Origin of the sequence: Ferruginibacter paludis (assembly GCF_030409685.1) — a bacterium.
GTDB classification, from domain to species: domain Bacteria; phylum Bacteroidota; class Bacteroidia; order Chitinophagales; family Chitinophagaceae; genus Ferruginibacter; species Ferruginibacter paludis.
Genome location: NZ_JAUFQJ010000001.1, coordinates 220362 through 242312, shown reverse-complemented (window position 1 = coordinate 242312; position 21951 = coordinate 220362). Strand labels below are relative to the sequence as shown.

The following is a 21951-nucleotide window of genomic DNA, read 5'->3' as shown; positions in this document are numbered from 1 at the left end:
GAGTAACTAAACTACCTGTTGATATAATTGCCGTCAGCGTAACCATAACCAATTCCAACAACGCTTCTAAATAAAACATGATGAAACTTAATCTAACTGTGATATTGTCACTCCTCATCGCTAGTACATTTGCACAGCCCCAAAAAAAGGTGGAGGTATTGACATTGGGGTCATTCCATTTTGCTTTTCACAATTTAGACTTAATAAAAACTACCAAAGATGACCAGATTGATGTACTTGACCCTAAATATCAAAAGGAAATTGAAGACATTGTTGCACGGATTGCTAAGTTTAAACCCACCGTTATCGCCATTGAAGAAGATCCGGAGAAACAAGCTAAATATGACTCATTGTATAATCAATATTTGCAAGGCCACTATAATTTAAAACGGGGTGAAGAAGAACAAATTGGATTCAGGATTGCGAAAATGATGCACCTGAAAAGACTCAATTGTGTTAACGCCTGGGGAACAGACTATGAGGCGCTGAACAAAGTTTTGGAGGGAAAGGACACCATGGAGAATAAAAAATTCATGAACTATTTTAATCAATGTGCGGATACTTTAAAACGATATTTTCCAAAACCAATTTTCAAAACAAAAGGTATTAAGGCAGAACTCATACAAAAAAATGATCCCCAAAATATCAAATCAGATTTGGGCACCTATTTGATTGGTATTTTCAAGTATGAAACCACCGACAATAAATTTTTCGGGCCAGACTTTGTTACAGGTTGGTGGTTCAATAGAAATTTGAGAATTTTCAGAAATATTCAAAAATTAAACACAACACCAGCGGACAGAGTATTGGTTATCTTTGGTGCAGGGCATATGACCCTATTAAATTCATTTTTCGACGCTTCCCCGGAATACCAATTGCTTAAAGTAAACGATTACTTACAATAAATATCCGCTAACGTGAAGGGCTTGCCGATACTTTAAAAATAATTTTTCATTTTCTAACCAAGGTCAACGAAAGCAGTAAATGACTCATCTGCATTAATCCATTGCAATAATTAAATAAAACAAATAACAATGAAAGCAGCCGTCTACATTCAATATGGTTCGCCAGAGGTGCTCCAGGTTAATGATGTTGAAAAGCCAACTCCAAAGGATAATGAAATTCTATTAAGGGTTAAAATCACCGCAGTCAATTCAGGTGATGTGAGATTGCGAAAAGCCGATCCATTTGCAGTGAGATTTTTTTTCGGCTTGACAAAACCAAAAATTAATATTCTTGGAAGTGTGTTCTCAGGCGAAGTTGAAAGTATCGGGAAAGATGTAAAAAAGTTTAAAGTGGGTGACTTTGTGTTTGGTCATACGGATATGAGTTTTGGTTCCTACGCTGAGTATAAATGTCTGCCCGAAAATGGGTCTTTGGCTTTAAAACCTGCTAATATTTCTCATAAGGAAGCAGCAGTAATTCCTTTTGGTGGAGTTACAGCATTGCATTTTATAAAAAAAGCAAAAATAAAAAAAGGGCAAAAAGTGCTTATAGTAGGCGCTTCCGGTGCAGTGGGAAGTGCCGCCGTTCAATTGGCCAGGTCATTTGGAGCCAATGTTACCGGTGTTTGCAGCACTGCAAATATTGCTTTAGTAAAATCGATCGGAGCAGATAAAGTAATTGATTATACACAGGAGGATTTTACCAAAGATGGGGAAACTTATGATGTCATCTTTGATACAGTGAAAACAATACCTGTTTTTCGAAGTTTGAAATCACTTAATAAAAATGGCATCATGATTCTTAGCGCCGCAGGAATGTCAGAAATGCTGCAGGGCTTTTGGGTTTCGATGACAAGTAACAAAAAGGTAATCACAGGTGTAATTAGTCATACAGCAGCAGATATTAATTTTCTAAAGGTGCTTATTGAAGCAGATAAATTGAAACCTGTAATTGACAGAACTTATTCATTGGAGCAAATTGCAGAAGCGCACGCTTATGTTGACAAAGGACATAAGAAAGGAAATGTTGCAATCGAAGTCTAATATAAAAACCTATACGCTATCCATTTCTGAAGAGAAACCATAGCAGCGCAATTAGTAATTTCAGGCATTCGTGTTAAGATAATTGTGCATGCTAAAAACAATATTCCTGACTCCGGAACAATATAGAATATCAATAACCAAAAGTGATTTTTTACTAACAAGTGCAGTCTGGATAAAATAAATTGAAAGGATTACTAAAACTGCAATGAAGGAAATTGTTGATAATAAACGCCTCCCCTTTTTTTATTTTTCCTCAGCCTGTATTTAATCTACACTGATTTATATCATCGCTTAGCACCAACGATAATAGCTTTTTCAATTTGCCAGTTGTCTTCCACTCTGCGTAAAAATATCCATGTCAAAATGGATATTTTTTATTTTCCAACATGCTTATTTTTTTCTTGTCCGTTTTTGACATCAGCCTGTCCTTCCGGCCGCTGAAAGCCGCTCTACCTTTACATCATAAAATAACAACTAAATAAAATAAAAATGAAAAAAGTAGTATTTGCAATCCAGGTTTTTGGTTTATTAGCAATGTTCCCGGTATGTATTACAGCCGAATTAAATCGCGGAAGTGAAACCGTTCCTGTAAATAATACATCCCGGAATATTATTAAGGAGCCAACAAAAACAAGCATCCAATCCAAAGTAAAAACGCCGAAAGAAAATATTGACAAGGTTCTGTTTTTAACGGATTTACTCCACTTTTAAAATTATAAATCATGAAAGCGTTAAAATTGACTGGTGTCATTATTCTCCTACTTTGGCCTGGTTACCTTATGTTGTTTGCCCAGCAAGTAGTAAATCCTGGTAAGGTGCTGGAACAATATATCAGGCTTGGCTTAAAAAATAATTTAGCAATGCAGGAGAAGCAGTTTGACCTTCAGAAATCGCACCTTGCCCTCCAGGAAGCCAGGAGTTTTTATTTACCAACCATTAGTTTTCAAAGTGATTACAATTTAGCAAAAGGAGGTCGGTCAATAGATCTGCCACTTGGTGATTTGCTGAACAGTGCTTATGCAAGTCTTAATAAACTAACTGCGTCAACTGATTTTAAGATGGTGAAGAATCAACAATTCGCTTTGATGCAACCTGTTTTCCAGGATACCAGGATTCAAACGAATGTTTCCCTGGTAAACCAGGAGATCAGGTATTTTAACCTGATACGAAAAGAAGCAATTACAGAAAAACAGGCAGCAGTAAATGTGTATAAGCGGGAACTGATAAAAGATATCCAGGCAGCTTATTATCATTATCTGCTGGCGCAGCAAATGATCGAAATCTATAAAAATGCCGGTGAGCTATTACGGGATAATATCAGGTACACTGAAGTGTTGATCAGGAATGAAAGGGCTTTAAAAAGTAGTCTGCTGAAAGTACAGGTGCAACTCTCAAGCAACGCCGCTTTGCTTTTAGAAGCAGAAAATAAATCGAAGACAGCGGCAGCTTATTTTAATTTTTTGATCAATGCACCACTGGATGCATCGATTGTCACAGACGCTGGTTTTTACCAAACATCTAATCTTGCGGCAAAGGATAATTTAAAAGAAAATAGGTTTGGCAGAGAAGAAATCAGCCTTGTTCAAAGTCTGACCAGGCAATCGGCGCTGTTAGTAAAAAAAGAAAAAGCCGCCTGGTTGCCACAGGTAGGAGCATTTTTCAATGCAGGTATCCAGGGGCGTAATTATAAAATGAATTCAGACAATGCATACCTGTTTGGCGGCGTACAACTAAAATGGACTATTTACAATGGTTCAAAAACATCCAGCCGAGCAAAACAGGCAGCCACCGATTTTCAAATGCTCCAGGTACAATTAACTGAAACAACGCGGCAGATTGAAGTAGAAACTATCAACAAAAAGCTGGAACTAAATTCTGCACTGGCTAAATTAACCGCTTCAAAATCCAATCAGCAACTCGCTTTAGAAATTTACAGGGAAACCCAACTACGGTATCGCCAGGGCCAGGCATTAAGTATCGAATTACTGGATGCCTTTACACAGCTGATTAACAGCCGGCTTGAATTTGAAACGAACCAGACAGACATATTAATCAAGCAAGCAGAGGTTGAAAGAGCAACTGCATCTTACATTTTCCCAAATACATAAACAACAAAAAATGAAAAAGAAACTATTATTAAAACTGGTGGCGATGGTGTTGCTTTTGCAAGCCTGCCACCACAAACCAATTGCAGATAAGCCAAGCCAGCCCATTGCCGTAAGAACACAAAAAGTAGAGTTTAAAGAGTATGCTGTGCCGGTTATCAGCAGCGGAATTGTTAGTTCCGGAAAGGAAGCAAGACTTAGTTTTAAAACCGGTGGAGTTATCTCCCGCATGTATGTTAAAGAAGGCGAGATGGTGCACAAGGGGCAACTGCTTGCCATGTTAAATATGACGGAGGTTGATGCCCAGGTTACCCAACTTCAATCTGCTTACAAAAAAGCAAAACGGGATTTTCTGCGGGCTGATAACTTACTAAAAGACAGTGGCACCACTAAGGAACAATGGGAAAATGCCAATACAGAATTGCAGATGAGTGGAGAATCGCTGAAGATAGCCTCGTTTAACAAACAGTACTCTGCGATTTACTCCACTGTGTCTGGAAGGGTCATCAGTAAATTAGGCAACGAGGGCGAAATGGCGGCGCCTGGTATGCCCGTGTATATCATCAATTCTACCAATGAAGAGGACTGGGTAATTCGCGTTGGCGTAGCTGATAAAGACTGGGCCCGCATTCGTTTAAGAGATAAAGCAGCAGTAACATTAGATGCTTACCCGGGACAAATCTTTCCCGCCACGGTTTCCAACATAGCACAAGCTTCAGACCAGGGTTCGGGAACTTTTGCGATTGAGTTAAAAATCAATCCGGGGTCAAAAAAATTTGCCAACGGCCTCATTGGTAAAGTGCAGATTTTGCCAACAATAACAGACAAAGTATATCTTATCCCGGTTGCCGCAATTCACGAAGCTGATGCAAAAAGTGCGAACGTTTTTTCTGTATCTCTTAATAGAAAAATGGCTACCCTTCACAAGGTACAGGTCGCCTACATATTAAAGGATATGGTTGCTGTCAGGTCCGGTCTTGAAAATGTGCAGGAGGTTGTTACTGATGGCGGTGCTTACTTATCTGACAAGCTCCCCTTAGAAATTCAACATTAATCATCTTAATAATTTAAATCATGAGAATCACGGAATTTTCGGTTAAAAATTACCAGTTTACCATCATCATTTTTGTATTGCTGCTGGCACTGGGTCTCGGATCATTATTACACATGCCAAGAGGCGAAGATCCAACATTCACGCCACCCACATTTGTTGTTGTTTCGGTTTACCCCGGTACGAGTCCAAATGATATGGAGAAACTGGTGGCAGATCCTATTGAAGAAAAATTAAATGAACTGGATAATATTAAAAGAATCCGTTCTGATATCAATGATGGGGTTTGTGTTACCGAAGTGGAATTCATGTACAAAGAAAATCCGGATGAAAAATACAATGAAGTGGTAAGGGAAATGAACGCTTTGAGGTCATCGTTACCTGCGGATTTATTGTCAATAGATATTCAGAAAATTACGGCATCTGATATCAATACTTATCAACTGGCTTTGGTGGGAGACAGTGCCACTTACCGGCAACTTTATGATGAAGCGGACCGTTTGAAAAAAAGCCTGGAAACAATCAGTGATATTAAAAAGGTTAAAATAAATGGCTACCCCCAGGAGCAGGTAAGGATTTCAATAGACCTGGAAAAGATGGCTCAGAACAAACTTTCTCTGAATGCTGTATTGGCCATCGTTCAAAGCGATGCTAAAAATATTCCCGGGGGAAGCGTTGATGCAGGTGGAAAAAAATTCAATATCAAAACCAGTGGCGATTATGCTTCATTGGATGAAATTAAAAATACGGTTGTATTGGCTACAGCCGACCGGATTGTTTATTTAAAAGATATTGCTGCGGTTGAAATGAAACATGCGGATGAGACCTACATAGCCCGCTTCAACGGAAAAAAAGCATTGTTTGTTTCAATCAATGAAAAAGACAAAACGAATATCATTGCCGTCAACAAACAGGTGGAGAAACTCTTGTCCCGTTTTACTGCGACACTGCCAACTTCTGTAAAACTTGAAAGAGGTTTTGTGCAAGCTGAAGATGTAAGCAGGCGGCTGTCTCATTTCTCTAAGGATTTTTTAATAGCGGTATTGCTCGTGCTTATAACACTGATTCCACTTGGTAGCCGGGCATCTGTAATTGTAATGATCTCCATTCCGCTTTCAATAGCAATCGGATTATTCTTATTGGATAGTTTTGGTTATACCATTAACCAGTTGAGCATTGTAGGTTTAATTATTTCATTGGGCTTGCTTGTAGATGACAGCATCGTAGTGGTGGAAAATATCGAACGACATCTACGCAACGGATATTCAAGAATGGATGCTGCAATTAAGGGAACCAAACAAATTGCAATTGCAGTGCTGGGTTGTACGGCCATCTTAATTGTTGCATTTTTACCAATCGTTTTTCTTCCGGAAACCTCGGGCGATTTTATTCGTTGCCTGCCTATGGCTGTTATTTTTACTGTATTGGCTTCCCTTTTTGTTTCCATGACCATTGTCCCATTTCTTGCAAGCAGGTTGCTCAAAAAAAACCACAACCCGGCAGGGAATATATTTATGCAGGCTTTGCAAAAAATAATTGCCGGCTCTTATTCGAAACTGCTCGACAAGGCTTTATCTAAACCTAAAACAACGCTTGGTATTGCCTTATCACTTTTTGTTGGAAGCCTCTTTTTGTTTAAAGTTGTTGGATTCAGTTTATTCCCAAGATCGGAAAAACCGATGTTTCTGGTTAATATAGAAACGCCGCTTGGTACCAGCATTTATAAAACGGACAGCCTTGCCCATGAAGTGGAACATGTAATAGCAGCGCAACAAAAAGTGAAGTCAGTTTCCAGCAATGTAGGTAAAGGCAATCCCCGTATCTATTACAATATTGCTCAAAAAAATGAATCGCCTAATTATGCTCAACTATTTGTGCGGCTGGAAGAAATGGATTTCCCGGAGATTGAACAATTGATTCAGCAATTAAGAAGCCGGTTCAATAATGTGGCGGATGCCAAAATTGAAATAAAGCAATTTGAGCAGGGCCCGCCGATTGAAGCGCCCATTGTGATCAGGGTATTTGGAGAAGACCTGGACTCGTTGAAGCAAATGGCAAAACAAGTGGAAGGGATTATCAAAGCTACCGAAGGAACGATTTATGTGAGTAACCCTTTACAAACCTATAAAACCGATATTAAAGTAGATATTAACAAGGATAAAGCAGCCTTACTGGGCATTGCGCTGAAAGAGATAGACCGTACCATACGTTTAGGTGTTTCAGGTATCAATATCGCCAACTATAAAGATCAAAAAGGAGATGATTATCCTATTTCGGTAAGCCTTAGTAGGGAAAAAAATCAAACATTGGATGTGTTCAATAAAATATATGTGCCATCTTATTCTGGTGCCATGGTGCCCGTCAATCAACTGGCCAATCTTAATTTTCAAACCTCTGTTCCAACAATCAAACACTACAATAAAAAAAGGTACATCATTATTTCAAGTTCAGTAGCCCAGGGATTCAACACCGAAGCCGTTACTAATAAAGTGGTGGAATCACTTGAGAAACTTCGTATGCCTGAGGGCTTTAGTTATATGGTTGCGGGCGAAGTGGAAAGCAAGGCGCATAGTTTTGGCGGCCTTGGAAAAATTATACTCATTACCGTATTTGGCTTCCTGGCAATTTTATTATTGGAGTTTAAAACTTTCAAAAGTACCCTGATCGTGCTTTCTGTTATACCTCTTGGAATCATCGGAGCTGTAATAGCATTATTAATTTCCGGCAACACCCTTTCATTTATTGCGGTCATCGGCATTATTGCTCTGGCAGGCATTGAGGTAAAAAATTCAATCCTGTTAGTAGATTATACCAATCATCTCCGCCGTGAGGGAAAGACATTGGATGAAGCCATTCACGAAGCGGGTGAGACACGCTTTTTACCGATCATTCTAACCACTATGACAGCCATTGGCGGCTTAATTCCACTTATACTGGAGCACTCTCCCTTATATTCTCCGCTTGCATGGGTATTGGTCGGTGGCCTGATCAGTTCATTAATTCTTTCACGGGTTGTAACGCCTGTTCTATACAAATTACTGGCACCAAAAATTTAAAATTTAAAAACTTATAAAGATGAAAAAGATTATTCTATTTATTGCCATCGCTGTATCAATTACAGCAAGGGCACAGGTTAGTTCCGTTTCTTTACAGGCTAGTGGTTTAACATGCAGCATGTGCAGTAATGCAATTAACAAAGCATTAAAAAAACTCGATTTTGTTCAAAAGGTAGACGCCAAAATTAAGACATCCACTTTTGAGATTTCATTTAAACCAAACAGTGTTATCAATTTTGACATGCTAAGAAAAAGCGTTGAAAGTGCAGGCTTTACTGTTTGCGCTTTTGTTGCCCATATTCATTTTGACAATGTCCGGGTGAAGGACCGGCAACCTGTTATATTTCAGGATAAAACATTTCTTTTTGTAAATACCGGAGAGTATATTTTAAACGGTGACAAACAAGTTAAAATACTGGACAAGGGCTTTGTGTCACCAAAGGAATATAAAATGAATTCTTTTATAGCTTCATCTCCTGAAATCTTTCATGTCAGTCTGTAGCCATCAGATTTGTTAATATCATCACTAAAAATTTAAGCAATGACGAAGTTACTTTTATTGGGAATGCTTTTTCTTTCCCTGTCCTGTCATGCCCAGGAATTGTTTTCAATGACGGAACCGGCCAGTAATATGGCCGCAGGAAGTATTGGTTTCAGGATTGATAATTCTATTATGGATGAAACCAACTCTTCAAAAATAAACTATCATCTTATTCCCGAAATACGGATCGGTATATCGAAGAAATTAATGATCGATGCCAACGCCTTTTTTAGTAACCGCACCAAACAACTTAAAAAAGAAGGCGGCGGTATTTATGCCAAGTACCGGTTCCTGAGTAATGATGCAGTACAAAAGCATTTCCGTATGGCTGCTTTTGGAACAATGAGTTTTAATAACAGTGATATTCACCAGGAAGAAATCAATATGTACGGCCATAACACCGGCTTTGAAACAGGCATGGTCGCTACTCAATTATTACATAAGGTTGCTTTGTCGTCTTCCATATCATTGGCAAAAGCATCGGACAACGGCAACAACAACAAATATGTATATGGCACAAAAAATAACAAGGCAATTAACTACAGTTTATCAATTGGTAAATTAATGTTACCGAAGGAATACAGCAATTACCATCAGACAAATATAAACCTGATGGTAGAAACCTTAAGCCAGGTTAACACCGGATCAGGAAAATATTACCTGGATATTGCGCCTTCAATTCAATTGATATTTAACAGCGAAAGCAGAATAGACATAGGCTACAGAAAACAAATAAGCAGCAGTTTATTAAGAACCGCACCAAATGGCTTTTTTATCCGGTTAGAGCATAACATCTTTAATGCTTTATAGTTGTCCGTTTTTGACATTATGATGTCCGTTAGCCTCCCAGGATCCACTATACTTTTACATCATCAAACTGCAGTTAAATAATAACAAAATGAAAAAAATCCTGTTCGGACTAAAGGTTGCTGGCTCTGTTGCTTTATTTCTGCAATGTGTGTCTCTTGAAATAAAGCAAGTACCTGGCAAGTCGCCTGGAACTTTTAATGCTCAAATGTCCAAAGCCGATTCAACATCAAATCTTAAACAGGAAGTATTCAATAATTTAATCAATCAAATTAAAAACAAATAAAATGAAAAAATTTATCATAATAGCTGTCGTCCTATTGTATTCACAGGCTTCAAACGCACAGTCAGACACTTCTAAGATTGAGCAATACTGCCAGCTAATCGCTACCCAAAGAATACTGAGTAATAAAGTAACCATTGATATTGACTTTGGTGAAGAGAAAAGTTTTTGGCGGGATACAAGGCTTAAAACTTATGATGGAAAAATTAAAAAATTTAATACCATTATTGATGCCATGAATTATATGAGCAAAGACGGTTGGGTATTCATTAACGCCTATCCTGTTCGCATTGGTGAAAGTGAGCGGTATCACTTTGCGTTTAAAAAGCAATTTGCAAAATCTGAAATTCAGGACTACTAATTCAATACTTCGTCAATAGAATGGCTGTCATTTTTAGCCGTCTGTTTTTGACGGCTGGTTCTCCGAAAAAATATTAATTACAAGGCATTTTTTTGCCATCAAAAACTATCATCATCGTGAAAATATTTAAAACTTCAGCTTTAGCAGTAAGCTTACTATTGTTAGCAGCACTATGCTTAAATGCCTGCGGCCCTGTTCGTAATCTTACACATCCGCCAGCCCCCTGGCAGGGTGAACGTAATTTTGAGATGAAACAGCTGGTCCATGATGCAGCAAAAAAAAATGTCTTCATCATCGCAGATTCCAGATTGACCGTACTGTTTGATATGTTGGCTCCATTCTATTTATTCAACGCAACTGAAAAAGCCAATGTGTATATCATTACAAAAGACAAAACGCCCATTTTAATAAAGCGGGACCTGTTTGTGGCACCACAGTTAACTTTTGACGAAGCCGACGCTATGCAACTACAAGCTGATGTTATTGTAATTCCGGCCTTATCAACAAGGGATGAACACCAGGATTCGACAATTACCAATTGGATAAAAGTCCATTTTACACCAACCACTAAAATGCTGGCCGTATGTGATGGCGCATCTACCGCAGCTGCCACGGGGCTCTACGATGGCAAACCCTTAACCTGTCATGCATCTGACTTTACCGGTTTGAAAAAACACTTCAGTAAACCGGATTGGATAAAAGATGTTGCGGTTGCAAATAGCGGCAATCTTTACAGTACCGCAGGTGTATCCAATGCCGTGGAAGGCAGCCTTACAGTTATCAATGAATTGTTTGGCAGGGAAACAATGCAAACCGTTTTGAGAAGTATTTATTATCCTGTTAATGCAATTAAAACAACTCATACAAGTGTGGCACTCGGTAGCAGCAATATATTTACTGTGGTTAAAAAAGTTATGTTCAGAAAGAACAGGAACATAGGTATGCTGCTTGAAAATGGGATGAATGAATTTGAAATGGCAAGCATCATAGAGACCTATGGCCGCACTTTCCCTGCATCGTTTACAACCTTCAATTTAAACGACACTACCATCCAAACAAAATATGGACTGACATTGATAAATAAAGGTAAAGCCCGGTTAAAAGGATTAGATGAAGTGCATTTATTGAAGCCCTCCTCATTTCAAAAAGATGCCGGATCGATTTTTAACAATGCTAAAATAATCTGTTACGACACCCTCCAACAGCAATACCCGATTGATATTTGTTTAAAAAGAATCAATGAACAATATGGAAGCCGCTTCGGCGAATTTGTGAAAATATCGCTGGATTACAACTAATAATTTAACGCAAAAATAAAATCAATAAAAAGAATATAATCACTAACGATCAACTTAAATAAAGATTATGAAAAAAGTACACACAGTTATCTTTTTGACTTTACTGTCACTGTTTTGCCAGGCATTTATGGAAGCGAAACATATTTCTCCCAACGAGATTATCGGGATATACTGGTCGCCTAAAAAAGATGCAAAAATTGAAATTTATTTAAAGGGCCAGCAATACTTTGGGAAATTTATATGGCTGGCAACACCCAGAAAGGACACTAAAAATCCGGCGAAAGAATTACAAAACAGGGATGTGCTGGGATTGGAATTATTAACTAAGTTTTCTTACAATGACGGGGTATACAGTGGCGGTGAGATATATGATCCGGAAACTGGTAAAACATACGCCTGCAAAATGAACCTGGAAGGAGACAAACTTAAAGTAAGAGGTTATATCGGGATTTCTCTGTTTGGCCGCACTGAATATTTTGAAAGAATAAAATAAATACATTGACATACTAAACTATAAAACAATGGTTGCAACAATCATCGGAGTTTCTTCGGGGCTTTTAATAATATTATTGATTGGTCTTTTAAAACAACTGGATAAAAAGATAATTTATGGTCTTGCACTTGCAGGAATTGGATTTCTCTATGTTGGATTTGCCTGGACGAATTTGCAGGCACTCATTGTAAATTGTGCGCAGGCAATCCTGTTCCTGTTCCTGGCATATTATGGAATTAAGAAAAGCCTGGTCTTGTTGGCAGCAGGCTATTTGCTTCATGGCTGCTGGGATATTGCATACCACTATTTTCAGAACCCCGGATTAATTCCCCCGCACTACGGTTTATTTTGTTCATCGCTGGACTTCTCCATTGCTGTATACCTTTTGATTCTTAACAAGCGAAACTTGAAAATGAAGGCACATAATTAAAATACCATCGTTATGACTTCAACAACATTACTTATTAAAAACATGGTATGTCATCGCTGCATACTTGCGGTGGAGGACATTTTAAAAAAGGAATCAATCCCATTTCAAAATGTAAATTTTGGTGAGATCAATTTGGCGGAAAAACTGTCGCCGGACCAACAGGAGCGGCTGGTAAATAAGCTGGGTAAAATTGGCTTTGAACTGATTGACAATTATACGGTAGGGCTCATTGAAAAAATTAAGCAGCTTGTCATTAAACGGGCCCGAAACGAAGTCGATGAAAAGGAAAGCAAAATAAAACTGTCACGTTATCTTACCGAAAAAGTGAGTCATGAATACACTTACCTGAGCAGTTTATTTTCTTCTGTTGAAGGAAGAACTATTGAAAATTATTTTATTGAACAGCGGATTGAAAAAGCCAAAGAGCTATTAATTTACGGGCAACTGACTTTGTCGCAAATTGCCTTCGATCTGGAGTACAGCAGTACAGCCCATCTGTCTACCCAGTTTAAAAAAATAACAGGGCTAACGCCTACTTACTTTAAAGAGATCGGCATTGCAAAGCGTAAATCCCTGGATAAAATTTAAACCCAAAATTGTACAACGTTTACCCAAAGTAATGTAACAACCACCCTTCTGTCTCCACCTACTTTTGTGATATCAAATAACAATTAAAAAATAAAAACATGAAATCAACGACAACAAAAAACCAGGCCACACAAAATGTAAAATGCGGTAACCCAAACTGCGACTGTGTTAATTGCAACTGCGGTACTGACTGTACTTGTGCAAACTGTAAGTAAGTTAATCCTGCTGAAGCAACCACCAGCCGTTCCTTAATGGGGCGGCTTTTTTTATGTCTGTTTATGACAGAAGTTTGTCTTCCCGGATTATCCCATTCCGGATAACTTTATGTTCAGAGCACCAGTAAAAATCAAAATAAGTACAGACATAAACGGCACACCAAATAAATACTTATACCACGATAGATGAATGGTCAAAGTAAGGCAGCTGCAAAACGCATATTAAACAGCCTGAAAAAAATATTATTTGATGCCGGAGTAGATTTTGACTTACATGATCCCGTCAAAATTTATGATTAAATGGAAGGAAAATTCCCATACAGAGGAATTTGTAAAAGATCTGAATAACCTGGGATTTAAATGTGAAATTTTAAATTAACTTGAAACAGGTTAGCTTGTAGCAGGGGTAAAATATAAATGAATGAAAAAGAAAATAAACATCTTAATACTCTTTGTCATTGCGAAATTGCTGCTCCAATACATGGTAGTGGGCCAGGAATATGAGTTGCACCGGGACGAGTTTTTACATCTTGACCAGGCAAAACATTTGGCCTGGGGATATACTTCGGTACCTCCTGTTACAAGCTGGATTTCCAGCATCATCATCTTTTTAGGCAACTCCCTTTTTTGGGTTAGATTTTTTCCTGCTTTATTTGGTGCGCTGACAATAGTTGTTGTCTGGAAAACCATTGAAGCATTGAAAGGAAATCTTTTTGCATTGATATCAGGCGCCACCTGCGTATTATTTTCCGCTCTTTTGCGATTGAACTTATTATATCATCCCAATTCGCTGGATGTACTTTGCTGGACCACCTTTTGCTTTGTTTTGGTGAAATACTCCAATGATGAACATCCGAAATGGTTTTACATAGCAATGACTGTGTTTGCTATCGGGTTTTTAAATAAATACAATATCGTCTTTGTGCTGGCAGGACTTGTGCCCGCTCTCTTACTAACAAGGCGCTCGGTTTTTACCAATAAACATTTTTACCTTTCAATTTTGTTGGGCCTCGCACTTATTTCACCCAATCTTGCATGGCAGTACCACAACAACTTTCCTGTATTTCACCATTTGGAACAGTTGGCTAAAACACAGCTGGTTAATGTAAACAGGTGGAATTTTTTAAAAGATCAGTTGCTCTTTTTTATCGGGTCATTGTTGGTGATTTTTTCAGCACTATATGCACTGTTATTTTACCCGCCGTTCAAAAAATACAGGTTTTTCTTTTGGACACTGTGCTTTACGCTGGCAATTTTTACTTATCTGAAAGCAAAAAGCTACTATGCCATCGGATTATATCCAGTTTACATAGCTTTTGGTTCCGTTTACCTCGAAAGGGTTTTACAACCTGGCTGGAAAAAATACTTAAAGCCCCCTGTAATAGCCCTGCCATTATTATTTTTCATCCCTATATACAAAATAATATTTCCAAATAAAAGCCCTGCCTATATTGCAGGTCATCCGGGGGCATATAAAAATTGGGGCTTATTACGCTGGGAAGACGGCAAAGACCATTCCCTGCCACAGGACTTTGCAGACATGCTTGGCTGGAAAGAGCTGGCGTACAAGATTGACTCAATTCATTCAACGCTTCCGGAGCGTGAACACACGCTCATTCTTTGTGACAATTATGGCCAGGCCGGGGCTATTAATTACTATACAAAAAATAAAAACAACAGGGCCGTTTCTTTTAATGCAGATTATATCAACTGGTTTGTATTGGATAAAAAATTTGATAACTTAATCAGGGTAAAAACTGCAGAGGAGAAAGACAATGAATTAAAAGAAACGGGGCCTTTTTTTGACACTGCGTATGTAGCTGGGGCCATAACAAATTCTTTTGCCAGGGAATATGGAACAACCATATTTGTTTTTATAAAGGCTAAGATTGATATAAATAAAAGAATACAGAACGAAATTGATGAAGAGAAAAACGATCGATGATATGACTGCAGCAGCAAAGGAAAGCCATGGATACGGATTCAATTTGTTACCCGGCTGGCAGCTTAAATATTTATCAGGCATTTTTAAAATTTTCATGAAACTGATAGCAATTTAACTGTCTGTAATTGACACCATCTTGTCCGGATCTCAGCAAAACATCTCTTTACCTTTATTAAATAATTTAAAGAACAAAATAATATGCAAAAGGTAGCCTTTATCATCCCTCCTACGGTCGAACTGCTGGACCTTGCCGGACCTGTCCAGGTTTTTACGGAAGCCAAATTTTATGGTTTCGAAATCGAGATGGAATTTTATCAGTACAGCGAGGAACCCGTTAGCACGGCCGGTCTTGGATTTGGCAAAATTGAAAATTATAAAAAAGCAAAATTAAAGGAAGGAGATTTTGTTTTTGTACCCGGCATGGACAACGACTATATTAACAGTATTCCATTCAAGGCCGAAAGGGCATTCTTTAACTGGCTGAAAGAATGTTCGGAAAAGAAAGTAATTGTATGTTCAATTTGCAACGGAGCCTTTGCATTGGGGCATGCAGGACTGCTGAAAGACACCGAATGTACTACGCACTGGAGAAGAGTGAAGGCTTTACAAACGCAGTTTCCACAGGCAAAAGTAGTTGAAGATATCCTATATATAAAAAGCAACAATGTTTACACAAGCGCAGGTATCAGTGCCGGTATTGACCTGGCATTAGCTATTCTTGAAGATTTAAAAGGTGCGCTTTTTACGCATAAAGTCGCCCGTGGACTGGTGGTATATCACAGAAGAAGTGGCAGGCACAAACAACAAAGCATATACCTCGACTACAGGAATCACATTAATCCCCAGGTACATGAGGTGCAGGATCACCTGATTGATAATCTTTCCAAAGAGAACAGTATTGAATCCCTGGCGTCGCTTGTGGGTATGAGCCCAAGAAATCTGAGCAGGGTGTTTAAAGAAAAAACGGGCTCTACGGTATTGGAATATTTAACACTGCTACGAAAAGAGTATGCTAATACTATGCTGAATAATCCTGATTATACTATTGAATATATCGCCTCCCAGTGCGGCTTTAAAACAGCAAGACAATTACAGCGAATCTTAAAAAACTGATGCACTTCAGGTGTTAATAAATTAAAATCCGCTCTGAAATGAATCAGAAATTGCAGGCTTTATAAGTGAAAGTCTAAATTACCCGCAACACCGTATTGCAGGCAATTTAGACTTTGATATGAGTGGCTGGCGCAAGTCAGCCTTCTTCCGGTTTCAAGTAGTTATTCTCCAGCTGCTTTTTTGAAATTGCTATGGCATCATGTAACTTCTGTTGCAGTAATTTTTTGCTGGGCAACTCAGTCAGGTATTCAGCTACCTTAATGCCTGCTTTATCGCTGGCCAGTTGTTCTTTGCTGCTTCGGCTATGTAAAACTCCCGTTTTTCTTTTTTATCAATGCGTATGAGTGTGCGGTAATGTGTCCAGCTGAATTGCGAACGCAGTGCGTTCGTAATTGGAAATGTGCGGCAAAACTGGCGGCACATTTCTAACTGGCGGATGGAAAAGCCACTATCAAACTGCTGCTGAAGCATTTCTGATAATGATTTTATAAGAAACTCGCCGTAACCAGCCCTTTCCTTGCCTTCCTGCTCCTCTTCCAAAATTACCTTGCCTATTTGCCAATACATCAGCACCCGGTCAGTATCAACCGAACGAATGGCTCTGTCCTTTGCGGTGGCAATGATGGACTGTATTTGTTGTATGAGTTCCTTTTTTAATTGCATACTATCTGATTTCCATTTCTTAATGGTAAAGTGTGGTAATTCTATCCACTTATAGATGTATTGAATGGTTGATTATTATCCAATAATTGGCTTAGTATTTAATTAGGCGAAAAGAATTCGAAGCGGCTCCGGCAACGCCACCATGAATTGTTATTGAATTGCTACCGCCTGGCAATTGCTTCTTTTTGTAAACGGGATTTTTTACATTAGGGTAAGCATCAATATTACAAAAGACAATTTTCAATTGTACATTTTTTTAAATCATCACAATATGAAAAAGATCCTTTTAGCTATTGCCTTCATTTCATTGGGTCAATCTATGCTGGCTCAAATCATCAAAGGTAACCTTCCCAAAAACAGCCCTGTTTTAATTAATGCAGTAAGTCAAAATGTTGTAACGCTTTTTAAAGACGACAACTTTGGCGGGCAAAGTAAAACCTTTGGTATCGGCTCATTCGCTTTAACTGATTCCGGCAATCTGGGCAATATGGTTAGTTCAGTTAAAATACCAGCAGGCTTAGTGGCAATTATTTATGACCATGCAGATATCGGTGGCGGGTATGGCGCATCCGTTGATTTGATGGAAGACTGTGCTCAGCTGGGGCAATATAACTTTAATGACAAGACCGCTTATATTACAGTGTTTAACGCAAAAAATACTGATGGGTTGATTTGGGTTAGGGGTAAAATGCTAAATGGACAATTTGTTGCAGGCCATTGGGAAAGGCAAAGAGCCAATGGATTTAACCCCAATGGTTCTGTTGCGGTTGTTGCACCGCCCACTCCGCCACACCAGCCCGACCCAAACGATTTGGCAGTGGCTCCGCAGGCAACCCAGGCTGAAATAGATGAGTTTAATAATATTAATACCAATCAAATGGGTGCAGGTGTAATTGGAGGAACCAATAACCAGCCTTTTTATTATCATGCAAACCAGCCCAACGAAACGGTGTACAAATATCAAAAACTGATCGACGCCTCCAGGTTACCGAGCGGCTTTTTGCAATGGGCTACTGGCAAGGTAGCCGGAATTTCAGTGGTTGGTGGTGCACTGAGTATGATTCCCTATACAGGAAAAGTACTGATAGAATTTGCGGATGAAATAAAAGACTGGCTGTTTGGAAGTAGTTCCACCGCTATGTGGATTGATGCCTGGTATCCGGTAAGTGCCAATAAAGTAACCGTATGCGGAAAGATGAATGAGGATGTATCCATATGCTCCCAGGATTACCTGCATACAAAACTGACTGTTGATAAAGATGTAAATATTGAACTTACTCCTGCCAGCAATTTTTCGTGGGCAACCAACAACAGGTGGTTAAAATCTTCTGAACAAAAAACGACCATTGAGGGTGAGGTAAAAATGAAAAACCTTTATAACATCAATACAGGCAATGGAAATACAAACGAAACAACGAGCCCGCACAATCCTTTGCTGGTAAAAATTTTAAAAGACAGCAATGTTTGCATATATGGTCCGTGGATGGCTGATATCCTGGACTTTCACGCAAAGGCATCTATCCCCCTCACTGGCAGCAGCATTGGTTTGGGAAAATTAGATATCAATACAAACAATGAAATACACCCGGTAAATCAACTTTGGTACAAAGCCGGTAAAGACCTGCAGTTAATTGCGATAGCTGACGGCAACGGCTACTTTGATAAAACAAGCAATGCCGAAATAGCAGCTTCAGGCTTACATCTTACGCGGAGCTTTTATATTCCATTTCAACTTCCAAAACCCGGTTCCAGAGCTGCCACAATAACCGGGTTCACTTCGTACGAATATGATATTGATGGAATTGGTTTTGATTTTACAAACAATACACCGCAAGAAGTAAAAGCACAAACCTTTTCACGTAAATACAACGGAGTCGAGGTATTAAAGGTTGTTGATAATTCTATCATAAAGCTGCAGAAAACCCATGATGTCTTATTTGATAAAATAAGAACCAGGCCCGACGGCTCTATACAAGGTTATATTATCGTTGAAACAGTACCACTTGATCTTCCTGGTGGTTCAATAAATATCACCGTAAGAAAAATTACCAATCAGCAGGGGCCGATCATTCATAATATACATACAGCGGGTGTGGAACAATAATTTTTTATTAAAAAATTTGGTTACGCGTGAAAGCTTTCTTTCCCTCAATAATAACCATTCATGGCAAGTGAAGGTGACTCAGTGGGTGCATTATTATTGTTATCGCATTTGTTCTCTGGCACAAGGATAGCGACGCTTATTCCCACCCTGCGCCTTGCACCAAAGCAAACTTCATTTTTGTAGTCCACTCTTGCAACTGGGGCGAATGGTTTAAGCCGAATAATTAATGCCGCATTCTCATTAATGTCAAAATCGCAATCATATCCCATACAAAATGACAAATGATTATCATTTTTATATTCCTGTATTTCGAGTAATAAAGCGCAAAAATAAGACCGATAAAAAAGGGGCCGATAACATTTATGACCGTACCATACTTGTAATGCAGCAAGCCAAACAGCAGCGAAGAAATGATGATGGAGGCGGATAAATTTGTTAGAATACTCTCCAGCCTTGGCTGTATATAACCCCTGAAAATAACCTCTTCCACAATACCTGCCGTTAGGGCTGTAAAAACAGCCAGCAGGAAATGATCCCGCAAAATACCTACGGTGTCTGCCAGTGCAGTACTTGTTTTGCTTAAGCCCGTTAAAGAGTAGAGAAAGTTAATTATTATCATCCCAATGATGAGAATCAAAAAAATTAAAAAAAATGATCCGATGTATTGCAGAGCGGTATAACTTTTTTCCTTCCAAATTAAAATCGGTTGTTTTTCGATTTTGGCCGCATAAAGCCATAATAAGCCAAGGGCTAACCAATAAATCAACCTGGAAATAAAGAAAGTGGCAGGAGTTAATGTCAACAAACCAAAATGGCTCAGCGACGAAGCAAGTGGGCCAATCAGAAACAGGAATAAGAAAATGAATACAATTCCCCTGATGGAAAAATAGTTACTGTCCTTTGTTGAAAATGTCATTATCAGTTTGGATGGTTTCTATATAAATTGGCAAATAGTAATTCTGCACTTTTATTTGAGTGCGCATGCTGTGCAGGGTAATAACTAATGAACCGGCTTCGTATATTTTTTTTCTCCTGCCAATATCGGAATCTCCAATGCATTTTCTTTTGGCGGAATTGGACAGCTATAGCCGGCAACATAACAACAGTAAGGATTATAGGCTTTATTAAAATCAATTTCCAGTGTATTGTTTTTAATATCCTGCATGGTTAGATCTATATATTTTCCGCCTTCATACGTTTCCACTCCATTGCTTGGATCAGTAAAAGGAATAAACAGGTAATTGCCATAATCTTTTGTAGACATTAAATCTTTTGACTGGTATACAAAAAGGTGGCAGAGGTGATGGTTGATTTTAAAAGTTATTCTGCCATACTTATAATATTGCTGCATTGCTTTGGTTGAGGTTGGCATGCTGAAACCCTGCACATCATTTAGTTTTTCAAAGCTCGCTAATACTTTATAGGTTTCATCCGGAGCAAAGAATTGTAAATATTTCCGGTCTTCTCCTTTTACCACTTCGTGGGTATCGATGTAATTTTTTTGAAACGCTTTTATTGTATCAATATAGGCAGCATGGCTATTACTTTGGGCAAAGGCAACGTTGCCAAGAAGCAGCAGAGCGATTAATGTTTTTTTCATTTGTGGAACTGGTTGTTGTGTTAGTGTTGTTTAATGTTTTGATTTGTTATAGTTGAGTTGAGTGTTGAAAAAATGAATTCAATTGGGGTTAATTCCTTTTCGCTCAGTAATTATGTTATCCTCCCGCCTTTCTACCCGGTACCAGGGTAATTGCAACAAGCCTGGTTTTAATCGTACAAGTACAGAATCTCCAATAAAAGTGTTTTGATAAAACTGCCGGCCAATTTCCACTTTGCTTGGTTCGGTTTGTGGTCCCCATGGACTAAGTTTAATAAAATATCCCCGGCCCCTGCCGGTTGTATACCAATGCCGCAATACTTCAGCCTGGTATAGTTCTGCCGGCTTGGCATCAAAAGCACAATTTATTAACCTTATACTGGCAAAACCATATATTAAACCGGCAACTAAAATAAAAATTACCTGGCCTTGCAGGCTTCCGGCTGCAGCATTTCTACCTCTCAAATACAAGGGAACAATAAGAACAGTAGCCGCAAGCATTGAGGGAATCAAGAGGGGTGCTATATTCAGCAGGGTATACAATTTTGCCGATTTTACAAGCATGCAGACGGAAGACAAAACAATGCCAGGCATAACATATGGGTTGATGCTTCTGTTGCTTGCACCATACAACTTAATCAGGCCTTTGTTACTAAACATTACCACCACACCAATCCAGGGAATTAGCAATAAACAAATATTGCTAAAAGCCGAAGAAATTAACGCCATGACAATGCCTGTTATAATCGCTATAGTATTGTACCCGTATGCAAAGACTTTTGCCCGCTGATAGCTTTTTTCACGTTCTTCCGGCGAATTACCAACGGTGGGATCTTCCAGCATTTGATGGCGAGCTATTGCAAGGTCTTCTGCATTTACATCTTTGAAATTAGCCATTACCCATTTCCGGATATCACTGCTGTTAGCTAAATCAGTATAGTTTCCGATATAGATACGGCCGTATTCCGGCGATGAAGGTTCTATCACGATTGCTTTGGAAGAAACTCTATATCCCCGGATTGATTGTATCGGAAGTTCCCTGGTTGAAAACAGGCTGGTGTATAAAATGCGGTCTTTAGTGATGACCAGTTTCTTTCTCGCTACATTAAGAACAATTAAGCCTGCAAGTAACATTAAAACCGATACAACAGTCAATGAAAATGCTATACCTGCCGGCGAAGGGGTTGAGCCCAGGTAAAGGCCAAACAGGAATATTGCAGCGGACGTTAAACTGTAAAATATTTTAGTAAATCCAGACAACGGGTATTCCCATTCCTCTTCTTCATTCAGGTCTTCCATAGGCGACACTTCTT

At 38.8% G+C, this 21951-nt stretch carries 21 protein-coding genes; 17 read left to right on the top strand and 4 right to left on the bottom strand.

The annotated features are described in order from the left end of the window. Positions 1–77 precede the first annotated feature (77 nt). The 16 genes from QWZ08_RS01060 (at position 78) to QWZ08_RS00985 (ending at position 16274) form a co-directional block, all read left to right on the top strand. Entirely contained in the window at positions 78–905 is an 828-nt protein-coding gene (locus QWZ08_RS01060; RefSeq protein ID WP_290335304.1) for a DUF5694 domain-containing protein, read from the top strand. Between the two features lie 129 nt (positions 906–1034). Next, positions 1035–1988 carry an NAD(P)-dependent alcohol dehydrogenase gene (locus tag QWZ08_RS01055; RefSeq protein WP_290335303.1) on the top strand — a complete coding sequence of 318 codons (954 nt, stop codon included), beginning with the start codon at positions 1035–1037 and terminating at the stop codon, positions 1986–1988. Between the two features lie 489 nt (positions 1989–2477). Then, entirely contained in the window at positions 2478–2699 is a 222-nt protein-coding gene (locus QWZ08_RS01050; protein WP_290335302.1) for a hypothetical protein, read from the top strand. 11 nt (positions 2700–2710) lie between these two features. Continuing rightward, entirely contained in the window at positions 2711–4096 is a 1386-nt protein-coding gene (locus QWZ08_RS01045) for a TolC family protein (RefSeq protein ID WP_290335301.1), read from the top strand. Positions 4097–4106: 10 nt separating this feature from the next. Further along, positions 4107–5147: an efflux RND transporter periplasmic adaptor subunit gene (locus tag QWZ08_RS01040; protein ID WP_290335300.1), complete on the top strand. Its 1041-nt coding sequence runs from the start codon at positions 4107–4109 to the stop codon at positions 5145–5147. 20 nt (positions 5148–5167) lie between these two features. Then, entirely contained in the window at positions 5168–8200 is a 3033-nt protein-coding gene (locus tag QWZ08_RS01035) for an efflux RND transporter permease subunit (RefSeq protein WP_290335299.1), read from the top strand. A gap of 19 nt (positions 8201–8219) precedes the next feature. Next, on the top strand, positions 8220–8702 hold the full coding sequence (locus QWZ08_RS01030; protein WP_290335298.1) for a heavy-metal-associated domain-containing protein: 483 nt from the start codon (positions 8220–8222) through the stop codon (positions 8700–8702). Positions 8703–8741: 39 nt separating this feature from the next. After that, entirely contained in the window at positions 8742–9551 is an 810-nt protein-coding gene (locus QWZ08_RS01025; protein WP_290335297.1) for a hypothetical protein, read from the top strand. A gap of 88 nt (positions 9552–9639) precedes the next feature. After that, on the top strand, positions 9640–9834 hold the full coding sequence (locus QWZ08_RS01020) for a hypothetical protein (protein WP_290335296.1): 195 nt from the start codon (positions 9640–9642) through the stop codon (positions 9832–9834). Position 9835: 1 nt separating this feature from the next. Further along, positions 9836–10192 (top strand): hypothetical protein, encoded by a 357-nt coding sequence (locus QWZ08_RS01015; protein WP_290335295.1) that lies wholly within the window; start codon positions 9836–9838, stop codon positions 10190–10192. A gap of 116 nt (positions 10193–10308) precedes the next feature. Then, positions 10309–11490 carry a DJ-1/PfpI family protein gene (locus tag QWZ08_RS01010; RefSeq protein ID WP_290335294.1) on the top strand — a complete coding sequence of 394 codons (1182 nt, stop codon included), beginning with the start codon at positions 10309–10311 and terminating at the stop codon, positions 11488–11490. A gap of 67 nt (positions 11491–11557) precedes the next feature. Then, positions 11558–11983, top strand: coding sequence for a DUF2147 domain-containing protein (locus tag QWZ08_RS01005; protein WP_290335293.1), 426 nt, complete (start codon positions 11558–11560; stop codon positions 11981–11983). 28 nt (positions 11984–12011) lie between these two features. Then, positions 12012–12413, top strand: a complete 402-nt coding sequence (locus tag QWZ08_RS01000) for a DUF6010 family protein (protein WP_290335292.1) — start codon at positions 12012–12014, stop codon at positions 12411–12413. Positions 12414–12425: 12 nt separating this feature from the next. Beyond that, positions 12426–13001 carry a helix-turn-helix domain-containing protein gene (locus QWZ08_RS00995; RefSeq protein WP_290335291.1) on the top strand — a complete coding sequence of 192 codons (576 nt, stop codon included), beginning with the start codon at positions 12426–12428 and terminating at the stop codon, positions 12999–13001. A 636-nt stretch (positions 13002–13637) separates the two neighbouring features. After that, positions 13638–15161 carry an ArnT family glycosyltransferase gene (locus tag QWZ08_RS00990; protein ID WP_290335290.1) on the top strand — a complete coding sequence of 508 codons (1524 nt, stop codon included), beginning with the start codon at positions 13638–13640 and terminating at the stop codon, positions 15159–15161. A 198-nt stretch (positions 15162–15359) separates the two neighbouring features. Continuing rightward, entirely contained in the window at positions 15360–16274 is a 915-nt protein-coding gene (locus QWZ08_RS00985; RefSeq protein ID WP_290335289.1) for a GlxA family transcriptional regulator, read from the top strand. A 252-nt stretch (positions 16275–16526) separates the two neighbouring features. Here QWZ08_RS00985 and QWZ08_RS00980 read toward each other — a convergent pair whose 3' ends face one another. Continuing rightward, positions 16527–16937, bottom strand: a complete 411-nt coding sequence (locus tag QWZ08_RS00980; RefSeq protein ID WP_290335287.1) for a DUF1016 N-terminal domain-containing protein — start codon at positions 16935–16937, stop codon at positions 16527–16529. Positions 16938–17208: 271 nt separating this feature from the next. On the opposite strand from QWZ08_RS00980, the gene QWZ08_RS00975 reads away from it, so the two are divergent. Next, positions 17209–19041 (top strand): hypothetical protein, encoded by a 1833-nt coding sequence (locus QWZ08_RS00975; protein ID WP_290335286.1) that lies wholly within the window; start codon positions 17209–17211, stop codon positions 19039–19041. Between the two features lie 223 nt (positions 19042–19264). On the opposite strand, the gene QWZ08_RS00970 is transcribed toward QWZ08_RS00975, so the two are convergent. From QWZ08_RS00970 to QWZ08_RS00960, 3 genes are all read right to left on the bottom strand, one after another. Beyond that, complete coding sequence (locus QWZ08_RS00970; protein WP_290335285.1) at positions 19265–19957, bottom strand: CPBP family intramembrane glutamic endopeptidase; 693 nt, start codon at positions 19955–19957, stop codon at positions 19265–19267. Positions 19958–20041: 84 nt separating this feature from the next. Beyond that, positions 20042–20641, bottom strand: coding sequence for a DUF1684 domain-containing protein (locus QWZ08_RS00965; protein WP_290335284.1), 600 nt, complete (start codon positions 20639–20641; stop codon positions 20042–20044). A 78-nt stretch (positions 20642–20719) separates the two neighbouring features. Next, entirely contained in the window at positions 20720–21937 is a 1218-nt protein-coding gene (locus QWZ08_RS00960; protein ID WP_290335283.1) for a hypothetical protein, read from the bottom strand. Between the last annotated feature and the right edge of the window lie 14 nt (positions 21938–21951).